The 20989-nt window shown below is 72.1% G+C and carries 20 protein-coding genes; 9 read left to right on the top strand and 11 right to left on the bottom strand.

Features of this window, described 5'->3' with window-relative positions; genetic code table 11:
• Nucleotide 1: 1 nt before the first annotated feature.
• Entirely contained in the window at nt 2-1336 is a 1335-nt protein-coding gene (locus G4G93_RS14865; protein WP_165085177.1) for an MFS transporter, read from the bottom strand.
• A 190-nt stretch (nt 1337-1526) separates the two neighbouring features.
• Between G4G93_RS14865 and G4G93_RS14870 the strand changes: the two genes are divergently transcribed.
• Nucleotides 1527-2228: an IclR family transcriptional regulator gene (locus G4G93_RS14870; protein ID WP_165085179.1), complete on the top strand. Its 702-nt coding sequence runs from the start codon at nt 1527-1529 to the stop codon at nt 2226-2228.
• A 357-nt stretch (nt 2229-2585) separates the two neighbouring features.
• On the opposite strand, the gene G4G93_RS14875 is transcribed toward G4G93_RS14870, so the two are convergent.
• From G4G93_RS14875 to G4G93_RS14895, 5 genes are all read right to left on the bottom strand, one after another.
• On the bottom strand, nt 2586-3038 hold the full coding sequence (locus G4G93_RS14875) for a type II 3-dehydroquinate dehydratase (protein ID WP_165085180.1): 453 nt from the start codon (nt 3036-3038) through the stop codon (nt 2586-2588).
• A 29-nt stretch (nt 3039-3067) separates the two neighbouring features.
• Nucleotides 3068-3790, bottom strand: coding sequence for an amino acid ABC transporter ATP-binding protein (locus G4G93_RS14880; RefSeq protein ID WP_165085377.1), 723 nt, complete (start codon nt 3788-3790; stop codon nt 3068-3070).
• Nucleotides 3791-3945: 155 nt separating this feature from the next.
• Nucleotides 3946-4779, bottom strand: coding sequence for a transporter substrate-binding domain-containing protein (locus G4G93_RS14885; protein WP_165085182.1), 834 nt, complete (start codon nt 4777-4779; stop codon nt 3946-3948).
• 51 nt (nt 4780-4830) lie between these two features.
• On the bottom strand, nt 4831-5472 hold the full coding sequence (locus tag G4G93_RS14890; RefSeq protein ID WP_165085184.1) for an amino acid ABC transporter permease: 642 nt from the start codon (nt 5470-5472) through the stop codon (nt 4831-4833).
• A 9-nt stretch (nt 5473-5481) separates the two neighbouring features.
• Nucleotides 5482-6150 carry an amino acid ABC transporter permease gene (locus G4G93_RS14895; RefSeq protein WP_165085379.1) on the bottom strand — a complete coding sequence of 223 codons (669 nt, stop codon included), beginning with the start codon at nt 6148-6150 and terminating at the stop codon, nt 5482-5484.
• A 165-nt stretch (nt 6151-6315) separates the two neighbouring features.
• Here G4G93_RS14895 and G4G93_RS14900 point away from each other — a divergent pair, with 165 nt between their 5' ends.
• A complete protein-coding gene (locus tag G4G93_RS14900) occupies nt 6316-7116 on the top strand; it encodes a GntR family transcriptional regulator (RefSeq protein WP_165085185.1) in 801 nt (266 codons plus the stop codon).
• Between the two features lie 86 nt (nt 7117-7202).
• Here the strand turns inward: G4G93_RS14900 and G4G93_RS14905 are convergent, their stop codons facing one another.
• From G4G93_RS14905 to G4G93_RS14915, 3 genes are all read right to left on the bottom strand, one after another.
• Nucleotides 7203-7781, bottom strand: a complete 579-nt coding sequence (locus tag G4G93_RS14905; RefSeq protein ID WP_165085187.1) for a response regulator — start codon at nt 7779-7781, stop codon at nt 7203-7205.
• A gap of 389 nt (nt 7782-8170) precedes the next feature.
• Nucleotides 8171-8530, bottom strand: a complete 360-nt coding sequence (locus tag G4G93_RS14910; RefSeq protein WP_165085188.1) for a response regulator — start codon at nt 8528-8530, stop codon at nt 8171-8173.
• Entirely contained in the window at nt 8527-11145 is a 2619-nt protein-coding gene (locus G4G93_RS14915; protein ID WP_165085189.1) for a PAS domain S-box protein, read from the bottom strand. The genes G4G93_RS14910 and G4G93_RS14915 overlap by 4 nt, the downstream gene beginning before the upstream one ends.
• A gap of 363 nt (nt 11146-11508) precedes the next feature.
• On the opposite strand from G4G93_RS14915, the gene G4G93_RS14920 reads away from it, so the two are divergent.
• A complete protein-coding gene (locus tag G4G93_RS14920; protein WP_165085190.1) occupies nt 11509-11805 on the top strand; it encodes a hypothetical protein in 297 nt (98 codons plus the stop codon).
• A gap of 195 nt (nt 11806-12000) precedes the next feature.
• On the opposite strand, the gene G4G93_RS14925 is transcribed toward G4G93_RS14920, so the two are convergent.
• Nucleotides 12001-14187 (bottom strand): primosomal protein N', encoded by a 2187-nt coding sequence (locus tag G4G93_RS14925; RefSeq protein WP_165085191.1) that lies wholly within the window; start codon nt 14185-14187, stop codon nt 12001-12003.
• Nucleotides 14188-14258: 71 nt separating this feature from the next.
• On the bottom strand, nt 14259-14645 hold the full coding sequence (locus G4G93_RS14930) for a DUF2293 domain-containing protein (RefSeq protein ID WP_165085192.1): 387 nt from the start codon (nt 14643-14645) through the stop codon (nt 14259-14261).
• Between the two features lie 230 nt (nt 14646-14875).
• On the opposite strand from G4G93_RS14930, the gene G4G93_RS14935 reads away from it, so the two are divergent.
• The 6 genes from G4G93_RS14935 (at nt 14876) to G4G93_RS14960 (ending at nt 20786) form a co-directional block, all read left to right on the top strand.
• On the top strand, nt 14876-15187 hold the full coding sequence (locus G4G93_RS14935; RefSeq protein WP_165085193.1) for a hypothetical protein: 312 nt from the start codon (nt 14876-14878) through the stop codon (nt 15185-15187).
• Between the two features lie 149 nt (nt 15188-15336).
• The gene (locus tag G4G93_RS14940; RefSeq protein ID WP_165085194.1) at nt 15337-16269 is read left to right on the top strand and encodes an ABC transporter ATP-binding protein; all 933 of its coding nucleotides are present in this window, start codon (nt 15337-15339) and stop codon (nt 16267-16269) included.
• Nucleotides 16270-16370: 101 nt separating this feature from the next.
• Nucleotides 16371-17201 carry a tryptophan synthase subunit alpha gene (gene trpA / locus G4G93_RS14945; protein ID WP_165085195.1) on the top strand — a complete coding sequence of 277 codons (831 nt, stop codon included), beginning with the start codon at nt 16371-16373 and terminating at the stop codon, nt 17199-17201.
• A gap of 47 nt (nt 17202-17248) precedes the next feature.
• Nucleotides 17249-18202, top strand: coding sequence for an acetyl-CoA carboxylase, carboxyltransferase subunit beta (gene accD, locus G4G93_RS14950; RefSeq protein ID WP_395413652.1), 954 nt, complete (start codon nt 17249-17251; stop codon nt 18200-18202).
• A 120-nt stretch (nt 18203-18322) separates the two neighbouring features.
• Nucleotides 18323-19648, top strand: a complete 1326-nt coding sequence (locus G4G93_RS14955) for a folylpolyglutamate synthase/dihydrofolate synthase family protein (RefSeq protein WP_165085196.1) — start codon at nt 18323-18325, stop codon at nt 19646-19648.
• Nucleotides 19649-19874: 226 nt separating this feature from the next.
• Complete coding sequence (locus G4G93_RS14960; protein WP_165085197.1) at nt 19875-20786, top strand: outer membrane protein; 912 nt, start codon at nt 19875-19877, stop codon at nt 20784-20786.
• The last annotated feature ends 203 nt before the right edge of the window (nt 20787-20989 follow it).

Consider the following 20989-nt stretch of genomic DNA (forward strand, 5'->3'; position numbering starts at 1 on the left):
GTCAGGCCGGGACCGCCACCGGGAGGTCGGCGCGGCGGACGCGCCGGCCGAAGGCGAGCATCAGGAACGCCCCGATCAGCAGGCAGGCGCCGACCGCCAGCAGGGGCGCGGTGAACCCGCCCGAGAGATCGCGCACCAGGCCGATCATGTACGGCCCGGCGAAGCCCCCGAGATTGCCGATCGACACGATCATGGCGATCCCGCCGGCCGCCGCGCGCCCGGTGAGGAAGCCCGACGGCACCGCCCAGAAGGTGGCGACGAAGGAGTTGATGCCCATGACGGCGACGCAGAGCGCCGCGATGGTGAGGAGGGGCGTGGGCGTGACCGCGCTCGCCAGCAGGGCCGCCGCGCCGACGAAGAGCGAGATCGCCGGGTAGATCGTCCGGTCGCTGCCGCGATCCGACATCCGGCCCCACACCACCATGGCGACCGCGCCGCAGAGATAGGGGATCGCCGTCACCACCCCGACGAGGGAGGTGGCCAAGCCCAGCTGCTTGATGATCTGCGGCAGCCACAGGCCGATGCCGAGCGAGCCGACAATGGCGCAGAAGTTGATGCAGGCCAGCATCAAGACGCGCCAGTTCCGCAACGCCTGGGTCAGCGTCATCGCGTGCTTCCGCTCGATGGCGGCCTTCTCGGCCGCGAGGCGGGTCACCAGGGCGTCGCGCTCCGCGGGCGACAGCCAGGCCGCCTTCTCGGGCCGGTCGGTCAGGACGAACACGCAGGCGATGCCCAAGGCCATTGCCGGCACCGCCTCGAGGATGAGGAGCCATTGCCAGCCCTTGAGGCCGAACCCTTCGAGCTGGATCAGCGCGCCGGAGATCGGCGAGCCGAGGATGTTGGCGACCGGGATGCCGAGGAGGAACAAGGCGGTCGCCCGCGCCCGCACCGCGGAGGGAAACCACAGGCTCAGATACAGGAACACGCCCGGCACGAACCCGGCCTCGCCGAGGCCCAGCAGGAAACGCGCGATGCCGAACTGCACCGGGCCGGTGACGAAGGCCGTCGCCGCCGAGACCAGCCCCCAGGTAATCATGATCCGGGCGATCCAGATCCGGGCGCCGACGCGCATCATGATCAGGTTGCTGGGGATCTCGGCGATGAAGTAGCCGAAGAAGAACAGGCCGGCGCCGACGCCGAAAGCGGTCGCCGAGAGACCGATATCCTTGTTCATCGTCAGCGCGGCGAAGCCGACATTCACACGATCGAGGTAGCTGATCACGTAGCAGACGAACAGGAACGGCAGGATGCGCCACATCATCTTGCGATGCAGCGTCGCCTCGTCGACTGAGGCCGGTGGTGAGAAATCCGGCCGTGCCGGCCCTGCCCGCGTCATGGCGCCTGCTCCCTATTATTTTTGCAACGGCGTTTCAATTTGCCTACATGCGTCGCCCGGACGGGTCAAGCATCAGGTCTCCGCCGCGAACGCCGCAGGGGGGAGGCGCCCTCTCCGGCAGTTTGGCGGCGGCGCGCGGCGCCGCTAAGGGAGGCGACCGCGAAGCCCGACAACCGTGAGCGTGTGACGAATGCAGAAAGAGGCCCGACCGAGACCCAAGCTCGAAGGCGTCGCCTCGGCCGAGCGGGTGCTGACCGTCCTGACCGCGTTCCAGCGCGGCGACGACGCGCTCGAACTGACGGAGCTCGCCCGCCGCACGGAACTGGTGAAGAGCACCATCATGCGGCTGTGCATCTCGCTCGAGAAGTTCGGCCTCATCGAGCGGCTGGACGACGGGCGCTACCGCCTCGGCGTCGAGGCGGCGCGGATCGGCTCGGTCTACCAGCAATCCTTCGCGCTGGAGGAAAGGGTGGTTCCCGTGCTGGAGCGGCTCGCCGCTGAATCCATGGAGACGGCGTCGTTCTACATCCGCCGCGGCAACCAGCGGCTGTGCCTGTTCCGGGCCGACTCGCCCTATCCTCTGCGCATGAACGTGCGGCCGGGCGACATGCGGCCGATGGACCAGTCGGCGATCGCCCAGGTGCTGGCGGCCTTCGGCGACCGGGCCGGCGCGCAGGCGACCCCCGCGCTGCCGCTCTACACCTCGGGCATCACCGACCCGCACGTCGCCTCGCTGGCGATGCCGGTCTTCGGCGCCGGGCGCAGACTGATCGGGGCGCTGGCGCTCTCGGGCCCGTCCTCGCGTCTCACCGCCGAGCAGGCCGGCCTCCTCGCGCCGAGGCTCCGCGACGCCGCCGAGCGCCTGTCGTCCGAGCTGGGGGCGGAGATCTGAGCCGACATCCCGGCGGATCGGGAGCGTCGCCATGGCGAAGAGACGAGGGCGTCGAGCGAGATCCGCTGCCGGTCGATGCCGACGATCGCCAGGCCCGCGACGGTGATCCCTGGACCGGCGAGCCGGTCGTCGATCTCGCCTTCTACCTCGACCACCTGCTCCTCGGATGCGGGGCGCGTCGAGCGCGCGGCCAATGCCGTGCCGATCGAGCCCGACAAGGCCGGCACGCCCACCGAGACCCACGCCGCGCTCCTGGCCGGCCGGCAGCACGGTCTCGGCACCATACATGTCGGCCCGCTCGGGCGCGACGGAGGATACGACGATCGCCCACCCCGGCCGTCGGCGGGAGCCCGTGCCTCAGGTCCTGCGCTCGTCCAGGAGCAGGCGCATCGCGTCGAGCGCCACCCCGTAGCCGCCCGGGCCGAGCCCGGCGATGACGGCCGTGGCGGCCCGCGAGACCAGCGAGCGGTGGTAGATCTCCTCGCGCCGGTGGATGTTCGAGATGTGCAGCTCGATCTTCGGGCCGTCGAACATCTTGAGCGAGTCGAGCAGCGCGACCGAGGTGAAGCTGTAGCCGGCCGGGTTGATGACGATGCCGGCGGCGCGCCTGCGGGCCTCGTGCACGCTCTCGATGAGCACCCCTTCGAGGTTGGTCTGGCGGAACTCGAGGCCCAGGCCGTGGGTCGCGGCCCGCGCGCGGCAGGCCGCCTCGATCTCGGCGAGGGTGGTGTGCCCGTAGATCTCCGGCTCGCGCTCGCCGAGCAGGTTGAGGTTCGGCCCGTTCAGCACGAAGATGACCGGCTCGCTCATGGTGGTTCTCCGTGCCGGCCGATGCCGGGTCAGTGATGCGCCAGGATCTCGCCCAGGAAGGTGCGCGCCCGCGGGTGCTGCGGGCTGCGGAAGAAGGCCTCGGGGGTGGCCTCCTCCAGGATCGCGCCGTCGGCCATGAAGATCACCCGGTCGGCGACCTGGCGGGCGAATCCCATCTCGTGGGTGACGCAGACCATCGTCATGCCGTCGCGGGCGAGCCCGATCATGGTGTCGAGCACCTCCTTGACCATCTCCGGGTCGAGGGCCGAGGTCGGCTCGTCGAACAGCATCACCTTGGGCTCCATGCACAGGGCCCGGGCGATCGCCACGCGCTGCTGCTGCCCGCCCGAGAGCTGCGCCGGGTACTTGCCCGCCTGCTCGCCGATGCGCACCCGCTCCAGGTAGCGGCGCGCCGTCGCCTCGGCCTCGGCCTTGCGCGTCCCGCGCACCCGCATCGGCGCCAGCGTGCAGTTCTCCAGCACCGTCATGTGCGGGAACAGGTTGAAGCTCTGGAACACCATGCCGACCTCGCGTCGCACCGCGTCGACGGCCCGCGCCGAATCGTCGAGGGCGGTGCCGTCGACCACGATCCGCCCCTTCTGGATCGTCTCCAGGTGGTTGATGCAGCGGATCAGCGTCGACTTGCCCGAGCCGGAGGGCCCGCACAGGACGATCTTCTCGCCCCGGCGGACCTCCAGGGTCACGCCCTTGAGGGCGTGGAAGTCACCGTACCACTTGTCCACTCCGTGCATCGCGATGAGGGGGCCGGCCGCCTGGTTCGGTGACACTGGATCGTCCTCCCGCCAAGAGCGTTTTCCGACGAAGCGGATGCCGGTTCGTCGCAGAAAATGCGGCAAAAATGAAAGACCTCAAGCATCGCCCGATCGCCATGCGATCGGGCGATGCGCTAGCTGGCGGTGAAGGGGACGCCCTCGATGCGCTCGGGCATCGGCGGCTGCTCGGCCTTCATCCACTTGTCGGTGATCTTCTTCAGCTCGCCGTTCGCCTTGATCTTGTCGATGAAGTCGTTGATGAACGCGTTCATCTCCTTCTCGCCGAGCCGCGTGCAGGCGCCGTTGTAGATGTTCGTGAAGGTGAGCTTCTGCTCGAACACGCCGGGCTTCGCCTCGTCGAGGCGGCGGATGTAGAAGATGTTGCCGCCGACCGCCTGCGCCTGGCCGGAGACCACGGCCTGGATCGCCGCGGCGTCGCCGTCGAGGCGCAGGATGTTGGTGCCGGGCGGCGCGTTGCGCGTCACCTCGGTGTCCTGGGCCGCGGCGCGGGGCACCGCGATGGTGAGCTTGCCCATGTCGGCGTTCGACTTGACCGCCACGGTCTTGGGCGCGAGCAGCACGATCTGGTTGGCGACGTAGGGCTTCGAGAACTGCACCGCCTTGGCGCGGTCGGGGAACATCGCCATCGTGGCGAACAGCACGTCGCAGCGGCCCGAGGTCAGGGCCGGGATGCGGTTCGCGACTTCGAGCGGCATGAACTGGACCGGCACGCCGAGTTCCTTGGCGAAGAGCTCGCCGATATCGGCGTCGATCCCCTCCTGCTTGCCGGTGCTGTTGACGAAGCCCCAGGGCGGGTTGTCGCCCTGGATGCCGATGATGACGCGCCCGCGTTTCTTGATCTGCTCGGGCGTGATGGCGAGCGCCCGGCCGGTCATCAGGGCCGGCAGGGCGAGCGCGGCGCCCGCCCCCGCGATGAGCGTGCGGCGGCTGAGGCTGTGGCGTTCCATGGTGTCCTCCCCTGTTGCTTCGTGAGATTTGCGGATTCGTGAGAGGCTCGGCTACCGGGAGGGCGCGGCGAGGCGCCGCTCCATCCAGGAGCCGTAGAGCGACAGGGGCCAGCAGAGCGCGAAATACATCGCGCCCACGATGCCGAAGACGAGCAGCGGCTTGAAGATCTGGTTCGACACCATGTTGCCGGCCCGCGCCAGCTCGGTGAAACCGACGATGGACGCGAGCGACGTGCCCTTGATGAGCTGCACCAGGAACCCGATCGTCGCCGGCAGCGAGACGCGGAAGGCCTGCGGCAGGATCACGTCCTTCATCCGCGAGACGTAGCCGAGGCTCAGCGCCCGGGCGGCCTCGCTCTGCCCGCGCGGCACGGCCTCGATCCCGCCGCGCCAGATGTCGCCCAGATAGGCGCTGGCATGCAGCGTGAAGCCGACCGCCACCGCCTCCCAGGGGGCGAGGTCGAGCCCGATCAGGGCGAGGCCGAAATAGACCACGAAGAGCTGCATCAGGAGCGGCGTGCCCTGGAACACGCTGACATAGGCCGCCGTCGCGCGCTCCAGCACCGGCCGCCCCGAGGTGCGGGCGAGCGCGACGGCGAGGCCGACGATGCCGCCGCCGGCAAAGCCGATCGCCGAGAGCGCGATCGTCCACTTCATGCCCTCGAGCAGGAACAGGAATTCGGGCCAGCCCATCGTCGCGCCCTACTTCACGGGGTAGCTGAAGTACCGGCGCGAGACGAGCCCGAAGGCGCGCATCATCAGCCAGGACAGGAGGAAGTACAGGATCGTGATCGTGCCGTAGACCTCGAAGCTGCGGAACGACTCGTTCTCGATCAGCTTGGCGACCGAGGTCAGCTCGTAGGCGGCGATCGCCGAAGCGATGCTGGTGGTCAGGGTCAGCATGACGAACTGGCCGGTCAGCGACGGGTAGACGGCCCGGAGCGCCGGGCGCAGCACGATGAAGCGGAAGACGTCGCGCTTGTTCAGACCGAGGGCGAAGCCGGCCTCGACCTGGCCCTTGTGGATCGACTGCACGCCGCCGCGGATGATCTCGATCGCGTAGGCGCCGCCGTTCAGCCCGAGCGCGATGATGGCGGTCGGCGTCGGCGCGAGGCGGAGGCCGACCAGCGGCAGGGCGAAGAACACGAAGTAGATCTGGACCAGGAACGGCGTGTTCCGGATCAGCTCGACGAAGGCGATGACGGACCAGCGCAGCGGGCGCACGGGCGAATCGCGCAGCACGACGCCGACGATGCCGATCACGAGCGCGATCGCCATCCCGGAGATGGCGAGGAACAGCGTGCCGGCGCAGCCTTTCAGGAGGTCGGGCAGGCCCGCGACGACCGGCCCGAAATCGAGCGTGTAGTTCACGTGGCGCTTCCCCCGTGCGGCGGGCCCGTTCGAGCCGCGCCGCATCCCCGGGCATCCTGGCCGGCTCCAGCCGGTGCCCTTATGCTTGGATGATTACGGGATCACCCAACGGGAGGCAATCCGTCATACGTTGCATGATGGGCCCGGCGATGCCAAGACGGAATCATGGGTGCTCCCATTGAAGCCCGCGCCGGGGGCGGCGCCACCGGGCCGGGCGGCGAGACGCTCGGCGACGCCGTCCACGCCCGGATCCGGGCCGACATCCTGTTCGGCCGGCTCGCGCCGGGCGCGCGGCTGCGCCTCGACGAGGCGAGCCGGCGCTACGGCGTCAGCGTCGGCACGATGCGCGAGCTGCTGAACCGCCTCGCCTCCGAGGGGTTCGTCGTGGCGGAGGCGCAGCGCGGCTTCGAGGTGGCGCCGGCCTCCGCCACCGAGTTCCGGGAGATCGCGGCCCTGCGCCGGCTCCTCGAGGGGCACGCCCTCGCCCTGTCCTTCGCGGCGGGCGACCTCGACTGGGAGGCGCGGGTGGTGGCCGCCCACCACAAGCTCGCGGTCACCGAGCAGCGCCTGCTCGCGGGGACCGAGGCCGACCCGACCCTGCTGCGGCACTGCGACCGCGCCTTCCACCAGGCGCTGACCTCGGCCTGCGGCTCGCGCGTGCTGATGGAGACCCTCGGCACGATCCACGACCGCTACCTGCGCTACCTGTCGCTGGCGGCGATCTCCCGCGGTGAAGCGTCGATCCGGGAGCATGCCGACCTGCGCGCCTGCGCGCTGGCCCGCGATGCCGACCGCGCGACCCGGATCCTGACGGTCCACATCGACGGCTGCCTGGATTGCGCCCTCGCCGACGGGCCGCCGGCCTGGGCGTCCGGGCCCGTGCCGCCCGACGCGCCGCAGGCCGCCGCGTCGGGGCGGGATGCCCCGGCGCGCCCGAAATCCGGCCGGGCGGCACGGCGGCGGTGATCGTTGCGGGGGCGGATCCGTGCCGAGCCCGATTCGACCGAAGCACGGCCTGTCGCACGCTCGATCGCCGCATGGGTGGGGGGGCGCTACCGCACCGGCGGAGCCGGGCACCGCACGGCGTGATCGACCTGGGCCAGGACGTCCAGGGCGCGCCAGGGCTTGCGCAGATGGACGACGTCGTCGGACAGGTCCTCGTCCCGCACCTCCGCCCGGCCCGAGGTGACGACGAGGCGGATGCCCGGCCACAACGTCCGGACCGCCCGCGCCAGGGCGACGCCGTCCAGGGTGCCGGGCAGATCGACATCCGTGAACACCATCGCGACCTCGCCGCCGCGCTCGCGCAGCAAGGTGACCGCCTCGTCGCCGGTGGTGCAGGTGACGACGTCCAGGACGGTCTCCCGCAGGAGCGCGACCGCCTGCTCGCGCAGGGACGGATCGTCCTCCAGCACGAGGACGAGGCGGGTGGGTTCGGTCCGCCCCGCCCGGTCGCCGCCGCTCTTCGCGGCGTCCCGTTCGATCAGCAGGGCGACGAGGTCGCGCAGGCGGTCCGGCAGGTGCCCCTCGTCCGGGACCGGGAGGGCCTCCAGCAGGCCCCGCGCGATGCCGTGGCCGACGGCGGCCGGCCCCTCCGCCACGCCGCGATAGAAGTAGCTGGCCTGGCGCATATGTCCTCCTCGCCCGGAGGAGGCCGTATTCCACGCCCCGGGCCGCCGATTAATCCAGATTAAGCCATTCGGAAGGAGAAGCCCCGGCGGCCGTATTGGTTTCAACGTGGCCGTGTAGAGATCGGTCGTCCGGGCCGCGCGGGGCAGGACCCCGGGGTGGAACGCGACCGTGGCGGCCGCTCGTTCCCCGGGGCGGCAGGCCGCCGCGGGCGAGGGTGTCCCGCGTGAGCGACGACGATCGGCGAGCCCGGGATCGGCCCCTCGACGGCGGCGCGGCCGGCCCGGATCCGGGTCGATCCCGCCCGCTCCCCGCCGGTCGACGGAAACGGCGAGCCCGACGGCCTGCTGCTCTGCGCGGTCGCCCTGCCTCTCGCACCGCCCGGCGCGCCTCAGGCGAGCAGCGCCTCGGCGACCTGACCGACGACCAGGGGCTTGCCGAAGAACCGCGCCCGGGCGTAGCGCGCCGGGATCGCCGTCCGGTCGTAGCCGGTGGCGAACACGAACGGCACCCCGCGCGCCGCCAGCGCGTCGGCGACCGCATAGGCCATCTCGCCCTGCAGGTTGATGTCGAGCACGGCGCCGTCGAGGTGCGCCGAGGCGGCGATCAGGGCGAGGGCCTCCTCCACGCTCGGCACCGGGCCGACCACCTCGGCGCCGCGGCCCTGAAACACCTCCGTGAGTTCCTGGGCCAGGAAGTATTCGTCCTCCACCAGCAGCACGCGATAGGTGGAAGGGGCCGTCGCGATCATGGTGTGGGCCTTTCTCGCCGGAGGGCTCGGGTGAGCGGCAGGTCGAGGGAGCAGCGCACCCCCTCCCCGCTCAACTCGTAACGCGTTCGGGCTTTCAGCGCGTAGGGCAGCGCCCGCTCGATCAGCTCCCGGCCGTAGCCGCGCCGGGACGGCTCCGCCTTATCCTGGCCTGGCGCGCCCCCGTGCTCGACCCATTCCACGACCAGGCGCTCCTCCTCGCCGTCCGGCCGGTGGGTCGACCAGGTCACCTCCAGGCGGCCCCGCTCGTCGGCGAGCGCGCCGTACTTGCGGGCATTGGTGGCCAGCTCGTGCAGCGCCAGCGCGAGGGTCTGCACGATCGAGTTGCGCAGCCGCACCTCCGGCCCGTCGAGCCGGATGCGCCCGCCCGCGGCGCTGCCGCCGAGCGCGTCGAGCGCGGTGCGGACCAGTTCGCCGATGGTGATCCGCGGCTGCCCCGAGCGGGAGAGGAGCGCGTTGACCCGGGCGAGCGCATCGAGGCGCTCGCCGAACTGCTCCCGGAAGGCGTCGAGCGCGTCGCTCCGTCGCGCGGTCTCGTGGAACAGGGCCTTGACCACGCCGAGGAGGTTGCGGGTGCGGTGCTGCAATTCGGCGACCAGCACCGCCATGCGTTCGGTCGTCTCCTTCTCCTCGGTGATGTCCCGGCTGATCCCGCCGATCCAGCGCACGGCCCCGGCGGCGTCGCGCATCGGGAAGTCGGTGTCGCGCAGCCAGCGCACGGCGCCGTCGCCCGGCCGCCGGATGCGGTACTCGAACGAGACCCGCTCGCCGGCCCGGACCCGCGCGATGCCGGCGAGGACCGAGGGATGATCCTCGGGCAGGACGACGTCGAGCCAGTTCGCCAGCGTGTCGCCGCTGAAGGCCGCGGCGCGGTCGCGGTCGTAGGTGATCGCGAAGGCGGGAGTGAGGTAGACCCATTGCAGGGTCTCGGCCTCGCGCATCCAGAGCACGTCGGAGGAGGCGTCGCCGAACTGCCGCAGGCGCCCCTCGCTCTCGCGCAGGGCCGCCTCGGCCCGCAGCCGCTCGGTGATGTCGGTGAACAGCACCGCGACGCGGTTCCGCTCGCGGTCGATGCCGACGATGTTGAGGTCGAAGGTCCGACCCAGGACGCTCTCGTGCTCCTGGACCCTGAGCGGCGTCCCGGTCTCGAGCACTTGGCCGTACATCCGGTTCCAGCGCGGGTTGGGCGCGCCGAGGAGGTCCGTCGCCGTCCGGCCCACCGGATAGGGCATCGCGGTGTGCTTCATGAAGGCCGGGTTCACGGCGATGAAGCGGAAGTCGCACCACACGCCGGCGGCGTCCCGGAGCATCTCCACGTCGGCATAGGCCTCGTCCATCGACTCGAGCAGGGTGCGGTAGCGCCGCTCGCTCGCCCGCAGGGCGGCGTCCGCCGCGCGGCGCTCGGTGAGGTCGGCCGTCACCGCGAGGAGGCTGCCCGGCCGGCCGTGGCGGTCGCGCAGGACCGACAGGATGCTGCTCGCCCAGACCGCGGTACCGTCCGGCCGGCGATAGCGCTTGTCGAGCGCCACCGGCTGCCCGGTCTCCCGCGCCCGGCACGCCGCCTCGATGCTGCGGCCGACATCCTCCGGGTCGGTGACGTCGGCGATGCCGGACCGCAGCAGGCACTCCCGCGGCCGGCCGAGGATGCGGCAGAGCTGGTCGTTGACGCGCAGGAAGCGGCCCTCGCCGTCGATCTCGGACAGGCCGACCGGGGCGCTGTCGAAGATCGCCGCCAGGCGCGCCTCGCTCTCCCGCAGGCGCTCCTCGTTGTCGTGCACCTGCCGTTCCGCCCGCATCTGCGCGGTGACGTCGAAGGTGACCCCGTTGATGATCCAGGGCCGGTCCCGCTCGGCGCGGCCGCGCCACTGGACCCAGCGACCGGCATTCGGGCCGCCGGTCACCCGCACCCGGTCCTGGAATTCCTCCCCGGGGGCGATCTCGCCGGCCATCACCGCGTCGAGCACGGCGGCGCCGTCCCGGTCCATCCGCTCGGCATAGACCGAGGACGGGTGCGGCGCGTCGGCGAACGCGACGCCCCAGATCCGATGGAACGCCTCGTCCGCCCGGATGAGGCCGGTCCGGGTGTCCCAGGCCCACGCCCCCATGCCGCCGCTCTCCAGGGCGATGCGGCGCAGCTCCTCGATCTCGCGCAGGGCCGCCTCGGCGGCGATCCGCCCGCCGACATCCGGGCTGATCGCGTGGACGTGGGCGATCCGGCCGTCCTCCTCCCGGACCGGCAGGAGCAGCGCGTCGAAGACCTCCGTCCCGATGCCCTCGCCCGCCGGCGTGTCGGGGGACTGCCCGCCGACCCGCACCGTCTCGCCCGCGAAGGCGCGGGCGTAGAACGGCGCGACGGTGGCCCAGGCCGCCGGGAAGGTCTCCGGCAGACTGCGCCCGAGCGCGGCGGGGTGCCGGTCGCCGTAGAGGTGCGCCGCCGCGTCGTTGTAGATCAGGATGCGCTCGGGCCCGCAGACCAGGGAGGCCGCGAGGGGGTTGGCGAGCACCTGCTCGACCATGACCTTGAGGCGGCCCGACCAGCCGGAGACCGGCCCGAGCGGCGTGGCGCCCCAGTCGTGATCGCGGATGCGGTCCGCCATCTCGCCCGGGCATGGTGGCCAGGTTCGGGCTTGAGAGGCCGCGGGAGGCTGCGCCGTCGGGGCCGGGATCGTGGGAGCCTGCATCATGGACTTGAGGAGCCGGAGGCGGGATGGACCCGAGGAGCCGGAGGCGGGATGGAATCAGGGAGCCGGAGGCGGGCGGCGAGCCAACAACATGGGTTATACCGGCGGGCGACAAGCGGGCGGGTGTGACGAGCGTGGTGCGCTCACACGTCACGGGGGTGACGCCGCACCGGCCCTGCCGGGGGATCGCCGGGGGCCGCGCAAGCTCCGCACAACCCGGGTCGTACACGCTCTGCGTTCATGGGTGGGTCTGCCGGACCATGGATGGAGTGCTGAGCGATGGGCGACGACGGGCTGACGGACGACCAGGCGGCCGAGCGCCTGGCGCATCACCTCCTGCGCGAGGCCTATCACGACCTCGCGGCGGTGCTGCTGAGCGCCAACGCCAAGGCGGCCGAGAGCCTGTTCTACGCCGTCGAGAAGCGCACGGCGGAGGCGCTTCAGACCATCGTCGCCGACCGCGCGGAAGGCACAGCCTCCACCCGCATCGCCCGCACCGTCGGGGCCGAGCTCAACGCGCTGTTCGAGTGCGCGCATGGCCGCACCGGGATCCCGGCCTCGCAGCGGGTGGCCTGATCACGGCGATCCCGGCGATTTCCGACTGATCGAAATCCGGAAGAGATCTTCCGGATTTCGTATCACCAGCCCGGGGCTCCACACGCCTGAGCGAAGCCGGCTTCCGCATGGCGAACGCGATCGCGCAGCAATCGCCGAGCGATCAATCGGAAGTCGTATGATCTCGTGTCCGGAAGCTTCCATCCGGACACGAGATCACAGGAAGCTCTGCGGATCGACGTCGATCCCCACCCTCAGGTTTCCCCGGACCTTCGGCCCGCGGGCGAGCCAGTCGCGCAGGTAGCTTTGGAGGTCGATCTCGCGCTCGGTCTTGACCAGCAGGCGGAAGCGGTAGCGGCCGCGCACCAGCGCCAGCGGCGCCTCGGCGGGGCCGAGCACCATCACGCCGGCCGGCGGCTCGGCGACGCGGGCCAGCGCCCGGCCATGGGCCTCGGCGGCCTCGCGGTCGGTGCAGGAGATCACGAGGGCCGCGAGGCGTCCGAAGGGCGGCAGGCCGGCGACCTCGCGCGCCGCCGTCTCCTCCGCATAGAACCGTTCGGCGTCGCCGGAGATGAGGGCGGCGATCACCGGGTGCTCGGGCTGGTAGGTCTGGACCAGCGCCCGCCCCGGCTTCTCGCCGCGTCCGGCGCGGCCCGTCACCTGCTGCAGCAGCTGGAAGGTGCGCTCGGCGGCGCGCGGGTCGCCGGAGGTCAGCCCGATATCGGCGTCGAGCACGCCGACGAGCGTCAGGTGCGGGAAGTTGTGACCCTTGGCGACGAGCTGGGTGCCGACGACGATGTCGCAGCCGCCCTCGGCCACGGTCTGCAATTCGGCCCGCAGCCGCTCGGCCCCGCCGGGAAAGTCGCTCGACAGAACGATCACCCGCTTGTCCGGGAAGGTGGCGGCGACCTCCTCGGCGATGCGCTCGACCCCGGGGCCGCAGGCGGTCAGGTTGTCGAAGGTGCCGCACTCGGTGCAGGCCTCGGGGCGCCGCTCGGCATGGCCGCAATGGTGGCAGACCAGGGCCCGGCGGAAGCGGTGCTCGACGAGCCAGGTCGAGCAGTTCGGGCATTGGTAGCGGTGGCCGCAAGCGCGGCAGAGCGTCAGCGGGGCGTAGCCGCGGCGGTTGAGGAAGAGCAGCGCCTGCTCGCCCCTCCCGTTGGTCTCGGCGATGGCGGCGACCAGGCTCGGCGAGAGGTAATGCCCGCGGGGCACCTTCTCGCCCCGCATGTCGATGGCGCGGATCTCCGGCAGGCGCCGGCCGCCGAAGCGCTCGGGCATCACCACCCGGCGGTAGCGGCCGCGCTCGGCATTGACCCGGGTCTCGATCGCCGGCGTCGCCGAGGCCAGCACCACGGCGGCGTTCTCCAGCTTGCCCCGCACCACCGCCATGTCGCGGGCGTGGTAGCAGACGCCGTCATCCTGCTTGTAGGCGCCCTCGTGCTCCTCGTCGACGACGATGAGGCCGAGCTTGCGGAACGGCAGGAACAGGGCCGAGCGGGCGCCCACCACCACCTGCACCTCGCCGGACGCCACGCCGGCGCGGATCTTCTCGCGGCGCCGCCCGCCGACCCCGGAATGCCAGGCGGCGGGCCGGACCCCGAACCGCTTGGCGAAACGGTCGAGGAACTGAGCCGTCAGGGCGATCTCCGGCATCAGCACCAGGGATTGCACGTCCCGGCGCAGGGCCTCGGCCACCACCTCGAAATAGACCTCCGTCTTGCCCGATCCGGTCACGCCTTCGAGCAGCGTCACGCCGCCCTCCCCCGCCGGCCCGCCCCCGGCCGGCGGCGCCGTCAGGGTCGCGATCAGCGCACGCGCCGCCTCGGCCTGGGGCTCGGAGAGGGGATCGTGCGGGTGGTCGGGATCCGGTGGCTCGGCGACCCGGTCGGGGGCGAGCGCCACGGTCTCCAGGACCCCGTCGTCGATCAGCCCGTCGATCACGCCGGCGCTGACGCCGGCCTCGAGGGCCAGCGCCCGCTTGCCCCGCACCGCGCCGTCTGCCGCCACCGCCACCACCTTGCCCCGCGCCGGGGTCATCCGGCTCGGCGGCATCCCGGTCGCGCGCACGCCGACCTTGGCGGTCTCGGTGCGGCTCTCCTCCGGTAGGCGGAGGGCCATGGCGAGGGCCGAGCCCTTCGGCGCCAGGGTGTAGCGGGCGATCCACTCGACGAGGCGGCGGAGCGCCGGGCTCAAGGTCTCGACGCCGATCCGCCCGCTGACGCGCCGCAGGTTGGAGCCGGCGCCGTCGCGCAGGGACCACACCACCCCGACCGTCTCCCGCGGCCCCAGCGGCACCTGCACCACGTCGCCCTCCGCGAGGGTGAGTTCGGGCGGGACGGCGTAGCTGTAGGCCTGGTCGAGGGCGAGCGGGATCAGGACGTCGGCGATCGGGGCGGTCATCGGGCTGGACGGTCGGACGGAGCGGTCGGGCGGGGGCGAGGCTTCATATAGGAACGGTCACGCCGCGGCGCTCACGACGCCTCCGCATCCCCGTCCTCTTCTCCGTTCCCTTCCCCGTTCTCTTGGCCGTTCTCTTGGCCGATCCGCCGGCGCACGCCCCAGTCGGAGAGCACCGCGTTGAGGTCGTCGAGGACGAAGTGGCGGGCGCTGTCCTGGTCGTAGCCCTCCCCCAGGAGGGAATCGTACTCGGTGAAGACGTGGCGGGCATACGATACCATCCCGAGCCAGGCGGCGGTCTCGGGGGCCGCACCCCGCAGTCCCGTGCTCGCCAGCGCCCGGTCGACGATCGCTTCCGCTTCGAAGTCCGGCACCCGGGGGGCGAGGCGCGAGAGCGCCGCCTCCACCGCGTCGCGGCGCGTCGGGGGAGCGGACGGGCGCGGATCGGGGCGTGCGGGCATCGGCGTCCTCGACGGCGCGGCTGGGGCGGGGACCCTGCCGGAGCGGAGTGGTCCTGTCACCCCCGGACGCCCCTGGCGAGACCCGGGTCCTCGTGGCCCACCGTGCCGATCCGACGACCCCATGCGCCGATCGGCAGCGGTGTCCCCGCCGGCCGAAAGATGCATAAGGTGGAGCGACCGCACTTTCTTCGCCTGCCCGCGACCCTGCGGGCGGCACCCGAGACCCCGCCATGCGCCTCCTCCTCGCCACCGCCCTCCTCGCGCTCGCCGCCGGCACCGCCTCGGCGCAGACAGAGACCCCCGCCCCCCTCGGCACCTCGCCGGCGGGCGTCGTCGCGCCCGAGGCGGCGCCCGCCGCTCCCGCCGCCGGCCGGCGCCAGCCGCGCCGGGTCGACGGGGTACAGGCGGAAGCGAAGCCCGCGCCCGCCAAGGCCGATTCGGCGGAGGGTTTCCGCAAGGCCCAGGCCGCCACCGCGGCCCGCGACAAGGCCTGGGACGCCCGGATGAAGCGCACCCTCGGGTCGATCTGCCACGGCTGCTGAGCCCGGCCGGTGAACCGGGCCGGAGCGTTTTCCGACGACGCGGATACCGGCTCGTCGCAGAAAATGTGGCAAGATCAGAGACCTGGAGGGCTGTCCGATCGCGGCGCGATCGGGCGGCGCTCCAGCCTTCCCGGACGAGGGGCGCATCGATGATCCGCTTCGAGGGTGCGGCCAAGACCTATCCGGGCCGGGGAAAACCGGCGCTCGATGCCTTCGGCCTGACGGTCGAGGCCGGCACCACCTGCGTGCTGATCGGCCCGTCGGGCTGCGGCAAGTCGACGGCGTTGCAGATGGTCAACCGGCTGGTCGTGCCGGGCGCCGGACGGGTCCTGGTCGAGGGGCGCGACGTCGCCGGGCTCGATCCGATCGCGTTGCGCCGGCGCATCGGCTACGTGCTCCAGGGCGTCGGGTTGTTCCCGCACCGGACGGTGGCCCAGAACGTCGCGACGGTACCGGGCCTCCTCGGATGGGACCGGGCACGGATCGGGGAGCGGGTCGACGCGATGCTCGACCTCGTCGGCCTCTCGCCCCAGGAGTTCCGCGACCGGCGGCCGGATGCGCTGTCGGGCGGCCAGCGCCAGCGTGTCGGCGTCGCCCGGGCGCTCGCCGCCGACCCGCCGGTGCTGCTGATGGACGAGCCGTTCGGCGCTGTCGATCCGGTGGCGCGCACCCGCCTGCAGGATGAGGTCCGGGGAATCCTCCGGAGGCTCAAGAAGACCGTGCTGATGGTCACCCACGACATCGACGAGGCGGTGCGGATGGGCGACACGGTCGCGCTGATGCGCGAGGGGCGCCTGGTCCAGGTCGCCCCGCCCGCCACCCTGCTCGCCGCCCCCGCCGATGCCTTCGCGGCGGAGTTCGTCGGCGGCGACCGGCTGCTGCGCCGCCTCTCGCTGCTGCCGGCCCGCGACCATGCCGGGTCGGATCCCGCCGGCGCCGCGCCGCGCCTCGCGCCCGACGCCTCGCTCAAGGATGCGCTGGCCTTGATGCTGGCGAGCGGCCACGAGCGCGTCGGCCTCGGGGACGGCTCGGTGACGCTCGCCGCCTTGCGCGACGCGGCCGAAGGCGGTCGGCCGGCGTGAAACTTTATCTGCGGCCCCCGATGGTGTAGGCGCGGCGATCCGTTCCGCCCGTCCGCGGCGCGCGCCCCACCGGGGCGACGCCGCCCCCGAGGTCGCCCCCGATGTCCACCCGCCTCGCCGACACCTTCGCCCGCTGCCGCGCGGACAACCGCGCCGCCCTCGTCACCTACGTGATGGCCGGCGATCCCGACCCCGAGACCTCGCTGCAGGTGCTGCGCGCCCTGCCGGAGGCCGGGGCCGACATCGTCGAGTTCGGCCTGCCCTTCACCGATCCGATGGCGGACGGGCCGGCGATCCAGGCGGCGGGCCTGCGGGCGCTGAAAGGCGGCCAGACCCTCGCCCGCACCCTGGAACTGGTGCGCCGCTTCCGGGAGGAGAATACCGGCACGCCGGTGATCCTGATGGGCTACTACAACCCGATCTACATCTACGGCGTCGCCCGCTTCCTGGAGGAGGCGAAGGCCGCCGGGATCGACGGGCTGATCGTGGTCGACCTGCCGCCCGAGGAAGACGACGAACTCTGCCTGCCGACGATTCAAGCCGGCCTCGCCTTCATTCGCCTGGCCACCCCGACCACCGACGAGGCGCGCCTGCCGGCGGTGCTCGCGAACACCACGGGCTTCGTCTACTACGTCTCGATCACCGGCATCACCGGCACGGCGACGCCCGATTTCGGCGCGGTCGCCGGCGCGGTCGAGCGCATCCGCCGCCATACCGACCTGCCGGTGGTGGTCGGCTTCGGCGTCAAGACCGGGGAGCACGCCGCGTCCATCGCCCGCTATGCCGACGGCGTGGTGGTGGGCTCGGCGATCGTCGATGCGCTCGCCCGCTCCCTCGACGGCGCGGGCAAGGCCGGCGCCGGCTCGGTCGAGGCGGTGACGACCCTCGTGCGCGATCTCGCCGCCGGAATCCGCACCGGACGGGCGGGCTGACGCCGCAGACCCCATATCACCGACACGATTCCGACGACCGAGGAGCGATCATGGTCGAGGCGATGAACTGGATCTCCGAGGTCGTGCGCCCGAAGATCAAGACGCTGTTCAAGCGCGAGACGCCGGAGAACCTCTGGGTGAAATGCCCGGAGACCGGCCAGATGGTGTTCCACAAGGAGGTGGAGGCCAATGGCTGGGTGATCCCGGGCTCGGAGCACCACCTGCGCATCACCGCGCAGCAGCGCCTGAAGCTGATGTTCGACCAGGGGACCTGGCTCGACGTGCCGCTGCCCGACGCGCCGGCCGACCCGCTCAAGTTCCGCGACGAGAAGCGCTACGCCGACCGGCTCAAGGACGCCCGCGCCAAGACCGGGATGACCGACGCGTTCAAGGTCGGGTTCGGCCGCGTCGCCGGCCTGCCGATGACGCTGGCGGTGCAGGATTTCGGCTTCATGGGCGGCTCGCTCGGCATGGCGGCCGGCGAGGCCTTCGTGCGCGGCGCCGAGACGGCGCTCGAGAAGCGCACGCCTTACGTGCTGTTCGCGGCCTCCGGCGGCGCGCGGATGCAGGAGGGCATCCTGTCGCTGATGCAGATGCCCCGCACCACCGTGGCAGTGCGCCGGCTGAACGCGGCCCGCCTTCCCTATGTCGTCGTGCTGACGAACCCGACCACCGGCGGCGTCACCGCCTCCTACGCGATGCTCGGCGACGTGCACCTCGCCGAGCCCGGCGCGCTGATCGGCTTTGCCGGCCCGCGGGTGATCGAGCAGACGATCCGCGAGAAGCTGCCCGACGGGTTCCAGCGCGCCGAGTACCTGAAGGATCACGGCATGGTCGACCAGGTGGTCCACCGGCGCGACCTGAAGGGCACCATCGCGCGGCTGTGCGGGCTCCTGATGCAGGTCCCGGCGGAGATTGCGGCCGCTGAGGCGGCGCCGGCCGAGGCCCGGGCGGAGACCCGGCCCGACGCCAAGGCCGAGGCCAAGCCGGTTCCGGCATAGGGCCTCGCGCCCGGGCCTTCCCGGTTCTCGCCGGCGACCCGGCCTTTTGCCGGGCTTGCCGGTCCCGCCCGGCTCTGCTCCCTTCTGCCCACCGGCGACGAGCCCGGACGGAACGCCCCGATGGAATCCTCCGACGCCCTGATGGCGCGCTTCCTGGCGCTGCACCCGCGCACCATCGATCTGTCGCTCGGCCGGATCGAACGGCTGCTCGCGGCCCTCGGCCACCCGGAGCGGCGCCTGCCGCCGGTGATCCACGTCGCGGGCACCAACGGCAAGGGCTCGACCATCGCCACCATGCGGGCGATCCTGGAGGCCGGCGGCCTCTCGGCCCACGTCTACACCTCGCCCCATCTGGTGCGCTTCCACGAGCGCATCCGCCTCGGCGCGGTCGGCGGCGGCCGCTTCGTGCCCGAGGAGCGGCTTGCCGAAGCCTTCGCCCGCTGCGAGGCGGTCAATGCCGGGGCGCCGATCACGGTGTTCGAGATCACCACCGCGGCGGCGCTGCTGCTCTTCGCCGAAGCACCCGCCGACGTGCTGCTGCTCGAGGTAGGCTTAGGGGGCCGGGCCGACGCCACCAACGTCATCGACCGGCCGGCCTGCGCCGTGGTGACGCCGATCGGCCGGGACCACGCCGAGTATCTCGGCGACACCGTCGAGGCGGTGGCCGGCGAGAAGGCCGGCATCTTCAAGCGCGGCTGCCCGGCGGTGATCGCCCCGCAGGACTACGCCCAGGCCGACGCGGTGCTCTGCGCCCGAGCCGAGGCGGTCGGGGCCGGGCCGATCCTCGTCGGCAACCAGGATTTCTCCGCCCACGAGGAGCGCGGGCGGCTGGTCTACCAGGACGAGGACGGGCTCCTCGACCTGCCGCGGCCGAAGCTCGCCGGCCGCCACCAGATCGTCAATGCCGGCACGGCGATCGCAGCCTTACGCGCCGCGGGCTTCGGCGATATCGGAACGGACGCGTTCGAGGCCGGGCTCAATGCCATCGAGTGGCCGGGCCGGCTGCAGCGCCTGCGCCAGGGCCGGCTCGCCGGCCTGGTGCCGCAGGGCTCGGAACTCTGGCTCGACGGCGGCCACAACATCGATGGCGGGCGCATCCTCGCCGCCGCGATGGCCGACCTGCAGGAGCGCGGCGACGCACCCCTGGTGCTGGTCTCCGCGCTGCTGGGCACCAAGGACGCGGAGGGGTTCCTGGCCAACTTCGCCGGCCTCGCCCGCTTCCTGGTGGCGGTGCCGCTGCCGGGCCAGATGGCGGCGCGGCCGGCCGAGGAGGTCGCCGAGATCGCCGGCCGGGTCGGCCTCTCCGCCGCGACGGCGCCGAGCGTCGAGGCCGCCCTGGTCTCCCTGCGCGACCGGGCCTGGGAGCGCCCGCCCCGGGTGCTGATCTGCGGTTCGCTCTACCTCGCCGGAGCGGTGCTCGCCGCCAACGGCACCCCGCCGACCTGACGAGGCACGGGATCCGGCACGAGACCCGGCGCAGAGGGGAACTGCCCGAAAGTGTGCCATGCGGGCCTTCGGGATCCGCTGGATCCTTCGCCGGCAGGCTTGACATTTTCGCGTCGTCGCTAGGGCCGCCCGTGTCGTTGCCGCACCGATGTGGCTGAACTGCTACATCGAACCCGGCGGAAATGGTCTAGCTTGGCCTCGATCGGGGAACCTGCTGGGGACCATCATGAAGAAACTCCTGAGTGCTTTTGCTGCCTTCACCGCGCTGACCGCCGCCGCTTCGGCCGCGGACCTGCCGCGTCGCGTTGCTCCGCCGCCGGTCTTCACGCCGGTGCCGGTCTTCACCTGGACCGGCTTCTACGCCGGTTTCAACGCCGGTTACGGCTTCAACACCGCTGACACCCGCGCCCCGACCGTCGTCGGCGTGCCGGCCGGCGCCAACCTCGGCAGCACCGTGTTCGTGACCGCCGCCGGCGTCCCGACCACCGGCGTGCTCGCCTTCGGCAACCGCAACAGCAACGACGGCTTCGTCGGCGGCGGCCAGATCGGCTACAACTACCAGTTCACCCCGGGCTCGGGCGTGGTCGTCGGCATCGAGGCCGACGCCCAGTACGTCGACTTCGGCCGCAGCCGCAACCGCTACGCCTTCGCCACCGCTCCGGGCGGCGGCATCGTCCCCGGCACCCTGGTGTTCAACCCGAACGGCATCTCGGGCCTGGACTACTTCGGCACCGTGCGCGGCCGTCTCGGCTACGCCTGGGACCGCACCCTCGTCTACGCCACCGGCGGTTTCGCCTACGGCTCGGGCGGCGGTCGCGATTTCGGCCTGACCAACAGCTCGCGCGACGAGTTCCAGACCGGCTGGGTCGTCGGCGGCGGCGTCGAGTACGCTCTGCCCACCGACTCGTTCCTGAACTTCTTCCGTTCGTCGGCCGTGACCATCAAGGTCGAAGGCCTGTACGTGAACCTGGATCAGGGCAACCGCAACAACGGCGTGTTCGCGCAGACCACCAACGGCACGCAGTACTCGGTGTTCTCGCCGGGCGTGGTGTCGGTCGGCCCGGCCAACCTGTACCGCCGCGAGACCGAGTTCGCGGTCGTCCGCGCCGGCCTGAACTACAAGTTCGGCTCGTACTAAGACCCGAACTCCGTCGCCTCGACGGAGCGGAGCCCGGCCTCACGGCCGGGCTTTTCGCGTTGTGCGCCCCGCACGCAACCTGGCGAAGCCGTGTCGTTGGGAAAAGTCGGCGGGATCAGCGGGTCCGACGGCGCATCGGCATCGGGGGCGGGCATGGTGCGGCAGCGGCACGAAGCGCAGCACCATCGTTCCGGCCTGCCAGG

The organism is Methylobacterium sp. DB0501 (assembly GCF_011043735.1).
Classification (GTDB): Bacteria; Pseudomonadota; Alphaproteobacteria; order Rhizobiales; family Beijerinckiaceae; genus Methylobacterium; species Methylobacterium alsaeris.